At 38.7% G+C, this 12,140-nt stretch carries 11 protein-coding genes; 6 read left to right on the forward strand and 5 right to left on the reverse strand.

The window, feature by feature from the left end:
- Positions 1 to 170 precede the first annotated feature (170 nt).
- Positions 171 to 725, reverse strand: a complete 555-nt coding sequence (def, locus tag NSU02_RS08690) for a peptide deformylase (RefSeq protein ID WP_339195377.1) — start codon at positions 723 to 725, stop codon at positions 171 to 173.
- Between the two features lie 96 nt (positions 726 to 821).
- Positions 822 to 956: a YjcZ family sporulation protein gene (locus NSU02_RS08695; protein ID WP_339195380.1), complete on the reverse strand. Its 135-nt coding sequence runs from the start codon at positions 954 to 956 to the stop codon at positions 822 to 824.
- A gap of 518 nt (positions 957 to 1,474) precedes the next feature.
- Between NSU02_RS08695 and pdhA the strand changes: the two genes are divergently transcribed.
- The 4 genes from pdhA (at position 1,475) to lpdA (ending at position 6,368) form a co-directional block, all read left to right on the forward strand.
- Positions 1,475 to 2,596 carry a pyruvate dehydrogenase (acetyl-transferring) E1 component subunit alpha gene (pdhA, locus tag NSU02_RS08700; protein WP_063389642.1) on the forward strand — a complete coding sequence of 374 codons (1,122 nt, stop codon included), beginning with the start codon at positions 1,475 to 1,477 and terminating at the stop codon, positions 2,594 to 2,596.
- A gap of 2 nt (positions 2,597 to 2,598) precedes the next feature.
- On the forward strand, positions 2,599 to 3,576 hold the full coding sequence (locus NSU02_RS08705; RefSeq protein ID WP_063389643.1) for an alpha-ketoacid dehydrogenase subunit beta: 978 nt from the start codon (positions 2,599 to 2,601) through the stop codon (positions 3,574 to 3,576).
- 74 nt (positions 3,577 to 3,650) lie between these two features.
- Positions 3,651 to 4,949, forward strand: a complete 1,299-nt coding sequence (locus tag NSU02_RS08710; RefSeq protein ID WP_339195383.1) for a dihydrolipoamide acetyltransferase family protein — start codon at positions 3,651 to 3,653, stop codon at positions 4,947 to 4,949.
- A 3-nt stretch (positions 4,950 to 4,952) separates the two neighbouring features.
- Entirely contained in the window at positions 4,953 to 6,368 is a 1,416-nt protein-coding gene (gene lpdA / locus NSU02_RS08715) for a dihydrolipoyl dehydrogenase (protein WP_339195386.1), read from the forward strand.
- A 285-nt stretch (positions 6,369 to 6,653) separates the two neighbouring features.
- On the opposite strand, the gene NSU02_RS08720 is transcribed toward lpdA, so the two are convergent.
- Complete coding sequence (locus NSU02_RS08720; RefSeq protein WP_339195389.1) at positions 6,654 to 7,028, reverse strand: hypothetical protein; 375 nt, start codon at positions 7,026 to 7,028, stop codon at positions 6,654 to 6,656.
- Positions 7,029 to 7,527: 499 nt separating this feature from the next.
- Between NSU02_RS08720 and NSU02_RS08725 the strand changes: the two genes are divergently transcribed.
- The gene (locus NSU02_RS08725; RefSeq protein ID WP_082830423.1) at positions 7,528 to 7,659 is read left to right on the forward strand and encodes a GapA-binding peptide SR1P; all 132 of its coding nucleotides are present in this window, start codon (positions 7,528 to 7,530) and stop codon (positions 7,657 to 7,659) included.
- 739 nt (positions 7,660 to 8,398) lie between these two features.
- On the opposite strand, the gene NSU02_RS08730 is transcribed toward NSU02_RS08725, so the two are convergent.
- The gene (locus tag NSU02_RS08730; RefSeq protein WP_339195392.1) at positions 8,399 to 9,328 is read right to left on the reverse strand and encodes a DMT family transporter; all 930 of its coding nucleotides are present in this window, start codon (positions 9,326 to 9,328) and stop codon (positions 8,399 to 8,401) included.
- A gap of 173 nt (positions 9,329 to 9,501) precedes the next feature.
- The gene (locus tag NSU02_RS08735; protein WP_066250238.1) at positions 9,502 to 10,974 is read right to left on the reverse strand and encodes an aminotransferase class I/II-fold pyridoxal phosphate-dependent enzyme; all 1,473 of its coding nucleotides are present in this window, start codon (positions 10,972 to 10,974) and stop codon (positions 9,502 to 9,504) included.
- Between the two features lie 198 nt (positions 10,975 to 11,172).
- Here NSU02_RS08735 and NSU02_RS08740 point away from each other — a divergent pair, with 198 nt between their 5' ends.
- The gene (locus NSU02_RS08740; protein WP_063389650.1) at positions 11,173 to 12,138 is read left to right on the forward strand and encodes a nitronate monooxygenase family protein; all 966 of its coding nucleotides are present in this window, start codon (positions 11,173 to 11,175) and stop codon (positions 12,136 to 12,138) included.
- The last annotated feature ends 2 nt before the right edge of the window (positions 12,139 to 12,140 follow it).

The raw sequence follows: 12,140 nt of genomic DNA on the forward strand, positions 1-12,140 counted from the left end.
AGTCAAAATCAAAAAAAGCCTTGCAAAGGCGATTTCAAATGGTAGTGTGCACAAAAAATTTCTCTTTATGAACAAAAAATCCCGAAAGAACTATTCGGGATTTTTTGCATGGATTTTCGTTTTGCTTCAAAATATTCCGCGGCTTGGATGCCGGGCGCTAACTTCTGGCTTCATCTGTCAATTGGAGTTGCATTTTCCGGTTCTTTAAAAGGATTCTCTTTATTGAACCGATCATAAAACATAATGCCGTTTAAATGATCTATTTCATGCTGAAACACAATAGCGACAAGACCTTTTAAACGAAGGTCGACTTCATTGCCTTCAAGGTCAACCCCTTTGACGCGGATGCGTGCATAACGCGGAACATATCCTGGAACCTCTCTGTCAACGGAAAGGCATCCTTCACCGCTTGTTAAATAACTTTGTTCCACCGAATGGCTTACAATTTTTGGATTGAACAGGCCGTACGAATATAATTTTCCTTTTTCATCCGTCACATGAACGGCAATCATTCGTTTTGATACATTAATTTGCGGGGCGGCAAGACCGATCCCAGGCCGCAATCCATATTTTTCTGCAATCTCTGGATCTTGACTGTTTTTTAAGTATTGAAGCATCTCCGCTAAAATTTTTTTCTCCTCTTCAGAAGCGGGCAATTCCACTTCCTTGGCAACTTGACGAAGAGTTGGATGTCCTTCCTTAATAATATCTTCCATTGTAATCATGGCTAATCACTCCTGAACCTATATCAACAAATTTCATTATACATAAATCTTTAAAAGAAACAATAAAGAATTGCCCGAAAATCGGACAATCATCAATTAATAGTTTAAGCAGACAGCGCCAACAATAATGAGCAAAATAAAAAGCACAGCGATCAATACAAATGTCCAGTTTGAAACTGGAAAATATCCGTATGATGGGTAATGATAAGACGGATTGGAATAATAATGCATCTCTTTCACCTCCACATAAGGACTCCATATCGCCTTATTTAGGGCAAATGTCTATATCATCGTATGATGAAGCAAAATAAAGGTATAGACGTTTGCCTAGAAGCCTTCCTTATTTATATAAATTCTTCTGTAATTTATATAGAGAAGCAACACGCTCTCCAGATAAATGATTCGCTTCCGTCTGTATCTGTAATAGTGATACAGAATTATCTGTTGTATTAGTACAGATTTAAAAGTAAAAATATTTCCAATTATCTTGAAAGCGTTTTATGTATTGTTTTAAAAATAAACAAATTAATTGACGCATGTGAAAAAAGGGTGTATACTATGAAGTGAAATCGATGTGTATTACTATTTTAAATAAAAAAATTAATACAGTTTGTAAAGCGATCTTGCAATGTACTTGACGATTTTGGCAATTAAAGATCCGCAATGTGTGTCACCATGAACAATTTGGGGTAATCTAGTTTTATGGATGAATTTAAAGGCTGAGAAAATGAAACGAAGAGGTGTGTTGAATGGCAAAAAAGGCGAAAAATGTTGTCGTTGACAGCGAAAAGCAATTTGATGCGATTCGCAAGGAATTCCAAACGTTCCAAATTTTAAACGAAAAAGGCGAAGTCGTGAATGAAGATGCGATGCCTTCCCTTTCTGATGAAGAATTAAAGGAATTAATGAGACGAATGGTATTTACCAGAGTGTTGGATCAGCGTTCAATTTCTTTAAATCGTCAAGGTCGTTTAGGTTTTTACGCACCGACTGCCGGACAAGAAGCATCACAAATTGCTTCTCATTTTGCCTTGGAAAAAGAGGACTTCATTCTCCCGGGCTATCGTGATATACCGCAGTTAGTTTGGCATGGATTGCCTTTGTATCAAGCATTTTTATATTCCCGCGGGCATTTTCATGGAAACCAAATGCCTGAAGACGTAAATGCTTTTTCACCGCAAATTATTATCGGCGCCCAATATGTGCAAGCTGCAGGGGTAGCATTAGGTTTGAAAAAACGCGGCAAAAAAGCAGTTGCTGTTACGTATACAGGAGATGGAGGAACGTCTCAAGGCGACTTTTACGAAGGAATAAACTTTGCTGGGGCATTTAAAGCACCTGCTATTTTCATCGTTCAAAACAACCGGTTTGCAATTTCAACACCTGTAGAGGTGCAAACTTCAGCTGAAACACTTGCACAAAAAGCTGTTGCAGCTGGAATCCCTGGTATACAAGTAGATGGAATGGATCCGCTTGCTGTTTATGCAGCTGTGAAGGAAGCGCGTGAACGGGCAATAAACGGTGAAGGTCCGACATTAATTGAAACATTATGCTACCGCTACGGTCCGCATACAATGGCAGGAGACGATCCAACGAGATATCGGGCAAAAGAGCTTGATGACGAGTGGGAGGCAAAAGATCCGCTTGTTCGTTTCAGAAACTTCCTTCAAGCAAAAGGATTGTGGAGCGAGGAAGAAGAAAACGAAGTTATCGAAAAGGCGAAAGAAGATATAAAAGAAGCAATCAAAAAAGCGGATGAAACTCCAAAACAAAAAGTGACAGACTTAATCAACATTATGTTTGAAGAAGGAAGCTGGCCTTATAACCTAAAAGAACAATATGAAATTTATAAAGAGAAGGAGTCGAAGTGAGCATGGCGCAAATGACAATGATTCAAGCAATCACTGATGCGTTGCGTACGGAACTGAAAAACGACGAAAATGTGTTAGTATTTGGGGAAGATGTTGGTGTAAACGGCGGTGTGTTCCGTGCAACAGAAGGACTTCAAAAAGAATTCGGCCCAGACCGAGTTTTTGATACACCTCTGGCAGAATCAGGAATTGGCGGCTTGGCAATCGGTTTAAGCACACAAGGCTTTCGTCCGGTAGCTGAAATTCAATTCTTCGGTTTTGTTTATGAGGTTATGGATTCCATTTCTGGACAAATGGCGCGTTTGCGTTATCGCTCCGGGGGCCGCTGGCATGCTCCGATCACCATTCGTTCTCCTTTCGGCGGCGGCGTTCATACCCCTGAGCTTCATGGGGACAGCTTGGAAGGCTTGATGGCGCAGCAGCCTGGTTTAAAAGTCGTTATTCCTTCCACCCCTTATGATGCAAAAGGGTTGCTTATTTCAGCAATTCGGGATAATGATCCGGTCATTTTCTTGGAGCATATGAAGCTTTATCGTTCCTTCCGTGATGAAGTTCCGGAAGAAGAATATACAATTCCGATCGGCAAAGCGGATATAAAACGTGAAGGGAAAGATATTTCGATCATCACTTACGGGGCAATGGTGCATGAATCTTTAAAAGCTGCTGACGAACTTGAAAAAGAGGGCTTTTCAGCAGAAGTGATCGATTTACGTACAGTAAGTCCGCTGGATATAGAAACGATTATTGCTTCAGTAGAGAAAACAAACCGTGCGATTGTCGTGCAGGAAGCCCAAAAACAAGCAGGAATTGCTGCTAATGTTGTTGCAGAAATTAATGAAAGAGCGATTCTTAGCTTGGAAGCTCCTGTTTTCCGCGTGGCAGCTCCGGACACTGTCTATCCATTCTCACAAGCGGAAGATGTATGGCTTCCAAACTACAAAGATATCGTTGAAACGGCTAAAAAAGCATTGAATTTCTAATTGGCTAAAAAGAGGAGCATCATCTTTTCTTCTTTTCGGCCATCAACTGAAAATTATTTAGGAGGTTGAAATCTGTGGCTTTTGAATTTATAATGCCGGATATCGGTGAAGGCATTCATGAAGGTGAAATAGTAAAATGGTTTATCAAACCTGGTGATGAAATCAATGAAGATGATGTTCTTTGTGAAGTGCAAAATGACAAAGCAGTAGTTGAAATCCCTTCCCCTGTAAAAGGAAAAGTATTAGAATTAAAAGTGAATGAAGGGGAAGTTGCAACTGTCGGTCAAGTATTAGTCACAATTGATGCTCCAGGTTATGAAAATCAATCAAAAGGCGATGAAAGCGGTGAAGCAGCAAAAGAAGAAAAGCCTTCCACAGAAGAGCAAAAAGTGGAAAGCAACGCTTCACAGTCTGCTTCAGAAGACGTAGATGTTAACCGACGCGTTATTGCAATGCCATCCGTCCGAAAATATGCGCGTGAAAAAGGCGTTGATATTCGATTGGTACAAGGCTCAGGAAACGGCGGGCGCATATTGAAGGAAGATATTGATGCTTATCTGAAAGGTGGACAAGAAGAAGCAAAACCTGTTGAAAACGTGGAAAAAGAAGCTGCAAAAGGCGTATCAGCAGGAGAAAAAGCAGCGCCGGCTCCGGTTGTCCTTGAAGGAGAATTCCCAGAAACCCGCGAGAAAATCAGCGGTATTCGAAAAGCAATTGCAAAAGCAATGGTTAAATCGAAGCAAACTGCGCCACATGTAACATTAATGGATGAAGTCGATGTAACAGAGCTTGTTGCACATCGGAAGAAATTTAAAGCTATTGCGGCAGAACAAGGCATTAAGCTTACATATTTGCCTTATGTTGTCAAAGCTTTAACATCGGCACTGAAAAAATATCCAGTATTAAACACGTCGTTTGATGATGAAACAGAAGAAGTTATTCATAAGCACTATTACAATATCGGAATTGCAGCTGATACCGAAAAAGGACTTTTAGTTCCTGTTGTCAATCATGCAGATCGAAAATCGATTTTTGAAATCTCTGCAGAAATTAATGAATTGGCAACAAAAGCGCGTGAAGGCAAACTTACTCCAAATGAAATGAAAGGCGCATCATGCACGATAACAAATATCGGTTCCGCTGGCGGCCAATGGTTTACTCCTGTCATTAATCATCCAGAAGTAGCCATTCTAGGTCTCGGACGCATTTCTGAAAAACCGGTTGTGAAAAACGGAGAAATCGTTGCAGCCCCTGTTTTAGCGCTGTCTTTAAGCTTTGACCATCGAATGATCGACGGTGCAACTGCACAAAATGCGCTTAACCATATTAAGCGTTTATTGCATGATCCCCAATTATTACTAATGGAGGCGTAATAAATGGTAGTAGGAGATTTCCCGATTGAAACTGACACTCTCGTCATAGGAGCTGGTCCCGGCGGCTATGTGGCTGCAATAAGAGCTGCGCAATTAGGGCAAAAAGTTACGATCGTTGAAAAAGGATCTCTTGGCGGCGTCTGCCTCAATGTTGGATGTATTCCTTCTAAAGCATTAATTAGTGCAGGACACCGTTATGTAGAGGCTAAAGAATCAGAAGATATAGGAATAAAAGCTGAAAATGTAACACTAGACTTTTCTAAAGTGCAAGCTTGGAAAGAAAGTGTCGTCAAAAAACTTACAGGCGGTGTTGAAGGCCTTTTAAAAGGAAATAAAGTTGAAATTGTAAAAGGCGAAGCATATTTTGTTGATCGCAACACCGTCAGAATCATAAACGAGAATTCAGCTCAAACGTATAAATTTAAAAATGCAATCATTGCAACTGGCTCCCGTCCAATTGAAATTCCAAGCATTAAATTTTCTGAGCGAGTCATTGACTCAACTGGAGCGTTGTCCCTGCAAGAAGTTCCGAAAAAAATGGTTATTATTGGCGGGGGAGTCATTGGCATAGAGCTTGGAACTGCTTATGCGAATTTCGGCACTGAAATTGTGATTATTGAAGGAGACAAAGAAATTCTTCCAGGATTTGAAAAACAAATGACAGCTCTTGTAAAAAGAGTGTTGAAGAAAAAAGGAAATGTCGAAATTCATACTAGCGCACTTGCAAAAGGTGTTGAAGAAACAAAAGACGGAGTAAAAGTGACATTTGAAGCGAAAGGAAAAGAGCAAGTAGTGGAAGCGGACTATTGTTTAGTTACAGTAGGACGCAAACCAAACACTGATGAACTTGGTCTCGAACAAGTCGGAGTAGAAATCGATGAAAAAGGCTACATTAAAATTGACAAACAGTGCCGGACAAATATTTCAAATATTTATGCTATCGGCGACATCGTTCCAGGACCTTCACTTGCTCATAAAGCTTCATATGAAGGGAAAATTGCTGCAGAAGCGATTTCTGGAAAACCTTCTGAAATCGATTATAACGGAATTCCTGTCATTGTCTTCTCAGAACCTGAGTTGGCTTCTGTCGGATATACGGAACAACAGGCTAAAGACGAAGGAATTGACATTGTGGCAGCTAAGTTTCCATTTGCAGCAAACGGCCGCGCATTGTCATTAAATGCAACCGATGGATTTGTAAAATTGATTACACGAAAAGAAGACGGCCTTGTTATTGGGGCTCAAATCGCAGGTGTCAGCGCATCAGATATGATTGCTGAACTTGGACTTGCGATCGAAGCAGGCATGACGGCAGAAGATATTGCCTTGACAATTCATGGCCACCCGACATTAGGAGAAATTGCAATGGAAGCTGCCGAACTTGCACTTGGAACACCGATTCATATTATAAATAAGTAATGCAGCCCAAAGGGGGCAGTCTAATAAGTCGTTTTTTCGGCTTATTGACTGCCCCTTTTAATGTTTAATAACGTTGATATATCGGTGTTTATGATTATTTGTTTTCAATGGGGATTTGACTTTTTGGACAACCCCTTTTTATGATGAAAAATAAATGATGGAACAATTCTCTCACTGTTGTGAAAGTTTTTTTCACAAAAATATGTTGTGCAGAGATTTTGAGCACAAATCCTATTTAACTAAAGAATCTTCTCAGCGCTTAATTACCTCAAACCGACATTCTCATTATTCGGAAAGCACTTCTGAGACCGGCTCTACAATTTCATCTTTTGTTGAAACTGATCCTTTAATATGCAAAATGATGCCGTCATGATCCATCACGATAATGGAAGGATATGTTTTAATATTAAACCGCTTAGATTCAGGGTTATCAGCTTGGTAGATCATCATATTGTCCATTTCCTCTGGAAATTGTTTTTTTAAATCTAATAAAGCATCGTAGTAAATTGATTCTTTTTCCATCATTTTTTGGTCGGTAAAAAAAAGAATTTGTTTTTTGTCGAAGCTTGAAATCGAGTGATCGTCTTTCGGATCAGCAATACAAGAAGACAATAGAAGCAGTACGGCAACGGTATAGGTATATGCAATAAATTTCACCATTGTCCTACCTCTTTCGTTTAAAGAAAACTGGTAAAATGTGTTCATTTTTTCTTAACGCCATTTTAACATATTTAATTCCGTCACTTTTGAATGTTATGCAAATGTTACAAAAATAAAATATTATTTAAACAAATTAAAAAATTCAAATCGTGTACGAGAAGTATGATATCTAGAGCGAATGTTTGAGTTGTTGGGTTGTAGACTTTAGATGCACGTAATGGATCATACTCAGCATCATGTAATGCTAATGATCAGAAAGATAAAGGTCATTTGAAAGCTACTTTGAACCAAAAAAATGTCCCCATCCCCATATAAAATGTACAAAACTTTAATTGTAACGGATAAAATCAATTTACATATTTTTTAATGCATAAAAAAATAAATGTGTTATACAATTTTCTGCTTGACGAATATAATGTGACATATTAATATATAACTATCAGGTCATTTTGTCTCCACTTTATTCTTTATGACGCTATATGGAAAAGGGGAATACAGGATGGGAACAATTGTCTGTCAAGACTGCAATTCAACAATTCATTTCTTTGATGATGAAAAAGTTACGGTATTGTATGGTAAATGCAACAATTGCTGTACAGAAAAGAATCGTAAAAAAAGCAATCATCAATAACATATTGAATAACACGTGTAACAAAGGGGTTTAAGATAAATGGGCTGTCTTTAAGGCAGCTTTTTTTTATGTAAAGCAATTGCTGGTGATCTTAATGAAATGGATGCTTGCAGGATTGTGATTGAGAGCTAAGACAGAAAAACATCGTTTGAATTCATTTTTTATCAATTCACCTTTGTCTTTTTCAGTAAGTATGGTCATTGCGGTTTTTAAGTGTTAAAATGACAGCGATGCGGTTGTAAAGATTGACGAAACATATACCAAATGTCACTTGTGCATAAAAGGTTGGATGGAAAAATTTATTGGAGTTACGACAAATTTCGCAGCCAATATTGGAACTGGCAGCAATTCGATATAGCGAAGTTTGTTATCGATGTCTTTTCATTTCAATAAAAGTATAAAAAGTGGTGTCTATTCCATTCATTAGGCGGCAAAATGTAGCTAAAGGATTTTTGTGAAAGGAGCTTTACAATGGAGGTAATGGCAGCAAGCGTCTTTTCGGCAATTATTATATTTATTACTGTCTTTTCTATGATAAGGGTATTCATCATCGCTTTTAAGAGGAAAGAAATATCGCTTCGGAAGTTCATTATCTTCACCATATCTTCAATTGTTACAGGTTTAATCATTGCTTCCGTTTTACCGTTTGTTTATCAAAAAATATTTCATTACATCTATTAACTGTTTTTTAATGAAAGACCTTCCCTACGAAGTAGGAAGGCCGTCGTCCATATTTTAGTTATGTATTAGCACTTTTTACAGAAGCATTCGTAGTCAATTCCTTATTTGAAAGTCCTTTATTTTTCAAAAACATACTGACTCCAATTAAAGATAACGCTCCGCCAATCATTTGGGAAATAGATGTAGCTTCTCCTAAAAATAAGTATGCTAATATAATTGCCCCTATTGGTTCACCTAAAATACTCATTGAAATCGTCGTAGCATCCAAATATTTTAAAAGCCAATTAAATAATGCGTGACCAAAAATATTGGGGACTAGTGCTAGAAGTACAAATATACCCCAATCATGAACTGAATAATGAATCAGTGGGACCTCGTAACTAATATTGTAAATCAATAATACAAATCCACCTATAAAGAACACACAAAAACTATATATTGATGTTGGAATTTTTTTGCATAATTCTTGTCCAAAAAGCATATGAATGGCTACTGCTAACGTTCCTGCTAATGAAAGAAAATCTCCATATAATGCTTTTGTAGAAAGATTAATATCTCCCCATGCAATAATGATTGAACCGCTAACAGCTATAATAATACTCACAATCCCAATAAGGTTTGTTCTCTCTTTAAAAATAAAATAAGCTCCGATCATAACAAATACAGGCTCTAATGTAGTTATAATCATTGAACTTGCTACTGTTGTATATCTAAGGGAATCCATCCAAAATAAGAAATGAAAACCTAGGAAGATTCCAGATAAAAATAGTTGAATCCAATCCTTCCATTGAATGTTAATAGCTCCTGTTTTGATTTTCTTCCAAGGGAGAAACGGCAGCATAACGATTACCGTAAAAAGCAGTCTATACATTCCTAATATAGATGCAGGCGCATCAGACCATTTAACAAAAATAGAAGAAAATGAAATAGAAATAACACCAATTAGTAAAATAAAAATAGGCGGAACGGGAAATTGATATTCTTTCATTGTTGTCGCTCCTTTTAAAAGAATTGAATATTATTATAAATTAAATACGGTAATGGTTTTAGCCATTACCGCAGCAAAATTATTTTATGATCGATCTTCAGCAAAATTTGGTTTCATCAGTTTTTCGACTTGTCCTCGAATGTATGGATTTATAAAGCTTCTTCAGCGATTTCTCATTTAATCGGTTTATGCTCTTTAATAACGCGAATGTAGGAAAGAGTTGGATCTTCTGTACCTTGAACAGGCAGGCCGGCATCTAAATTTTTTCGGATGTAATGTAAATTTTCTTTAGTGATGATTTCTCCTGGTATGAAAATCGGTATGCCCGGTGGGTACACCATGACAAATTCTGCAATAATGCGTCCGACAGATTGTTCAAAAGGTACCATTTCCGTCTCTGCATAAAAAGCATCTCTAGGTGTCAGCGCCAAAACAGGAATATCGGGCAGAAGGACAGAGACTTCCGCTTGCTTGTTTGCCTGATGGGAAAATTCTTTTGACAAAGCACGAAGCGCTTTTATTAAAAGTGATGTTTCATATTCTGTATCACCGGGCGTGATCAGACAGAGCAGATTGTACAGATCGGAAAGCTCCACTTCAATGTTGTAATGTTCTCTTAACCACAGCTCTGCATCATATCCCGTTATGCCTAGTTCCTTCACAGAAATAATTAATTTTGTCGGATCATAATCATACGTTGCATTCGTTCCCAAAATTTCTTCTCCTACACAATATAGATGATCAATTTTGTTAATTTCGTATCTTGTCTGATTCGCCAATTGAATCGTTTGCTCTAATAATTCATAGCCCTTCGTTGCCAGCTGCTTTCGAGCTGCATCCAGTGATGCAAGAAGCAAATAGGATGTCGATGTCGTAGTCAGCATGCTTAAAATCGATTGAACACGGTCAGGAGACACAAGACCTTCCCGAACATTTAAAATAGAGCTTTGCGTCATCGATCCTCCCAGCTTATGAACGCTAGTTGCCGCCATATCTGCCCCTGCCTGCATGGCGGATAATGGCAGCTTGTCATGAAAATGAATGTGGACGCCGTGCGCTTCATCTACAAGAACAGGGACATTATATGAATGAGCAATATTTACGATTTGTTTTAAATCAGCTGAGATTCCGAAATACGTTGGATTAATGACTAAAAGCCCTTTTGCATCAGGATATTGCTGAAGAGCTTTTTCAACTGATTCTGTCGTTATTCCGTGAGAAATGCCGAGGTTTTTATCCACTTCAGGATGTATAAAAACGGGGGAAGCCCCTGAAAAAATGATTGCTGACATGACCGATTTATGAACATTTCTTGGAACAATAATTTTATCTCCAGGTCCGCAAACCGACAGGACCATTGTCATAATGGCTCCGCTCGTACCTTGTACCGAGAAAAAGGTGTGATCGGCACCGAAAGCTTCAGCAGCCAATTTTTGTGCTTCTTTAATAATTCCTTTTGGCGAATGAAGATCATCCAAAGGACCGATATTAATTAAGTCCATCGCCAGAGCATTATGTCCGATAAATTCTCGGAATTTTGGCTCCATTCCGGCTCCTTTTTTATGGCCGGGAATGTGAAATTGAATTGGATTTTTTTGAATATGTTCTAAAAGACCTGTAAACAATGGTGTATCATGCTGTGACAATTTTCCTTTTCACCTACTTTTTAAAGGTTCCCCAAAATTAAAAACAAATGAAATTATAGCACTTTCCTTTAAAACCTGCAAAAGGCATTAAATAGGGTTTTTAATATCTTTGTGCTTCTCTTTGTTTTGAGCTACGTTTTTATAAAGAAGGAATTTAATGCGTGGAAAAAGAATAATACGAAATGGGGAGGGGGAAACATGGTATTTTCAACAAAAATTACCGAATTGCTAGGGATTAAATATCCGATCATTCAAGGGGGACTTGCTTATTTAGCGTATTCAGAATTAGCAAGTGCAGTAAGCAATGCAGGAGGGCTCGGTCAGATCACGGCTATGTCTCTTCCGAATCCAGCTGCGCTTCGAGAGGAAATACGGAAGGTGAAACAAAAAACGGATAAGCCGTTTGGAGTGAACTTCGCCATCGGTCAGCATGGCCGTCCATTTTCCGATATGCTTGATGTGGCGATTGAAGAAAAAGTGCCGGTCATTTCCATCACTGGCGGGAACCCGGCTCCGCTTTTTGACCAATTAAAAGGTGTCGATGTAAAAAAACTAGTTCTCGTTGCGGCAAGAAGACAAGCGGAGAAAGCGGAAGAGCTTGGAGCAGATGCAGTGATGGTCGTCGGACAAGAAGGCGGCGGTCATTTAGGAAAAGACGATATCGGCAATTTCGTATTAATTCCACAAGTAGTGGAAGCTGTCTCCATTCCGGTGATTGCTTCTGGAGGCATTGCGGACGGGAGGGGACTAATGGCAGCATTGGCTCTTGGAGCTGAAGGGATTGAAATGGGAACTCGTTTTATTGCAACGAAGGAATGCGTACATGCACACCCGTTATATAAAGAAGCAATTGTCAACGGTACTGAACTTGATACCGTCATTATTAAAAGGTCGTTAGGGGCACCAGGTCGGGCGCTTCGAAATAATTGGACCGAAAAAATTTTGGAAATTGAAAGAGAAAGAGGAGATTATGAGTCGCTAAAAGATTTCATTAGTGGAGAAGCGAACAAAAAATATATTTATGAAGGCAAAATCGAGGAAGGATACGCATGGGCCGGTCAATCTATAGGGCTGGTAAAAAATATTCCGTCTGTTGCGGAACTGTTTGACGAAATCATTGAACAGGCGAAAGAGATAAGGCGGAAATGGTCCAGCATTGCTTAATT

The sequence above is a fragment of the Aeribacillus sp. FSL W8-0870 genome (genome assembly GCF_037963755.1).
Classification (GTDB): domain Bacteria; phylum Bacillota; class Bacilli; order Bacillales; family Aeribacillaceae; genus Aeribacillus; species Aeribacillus composti.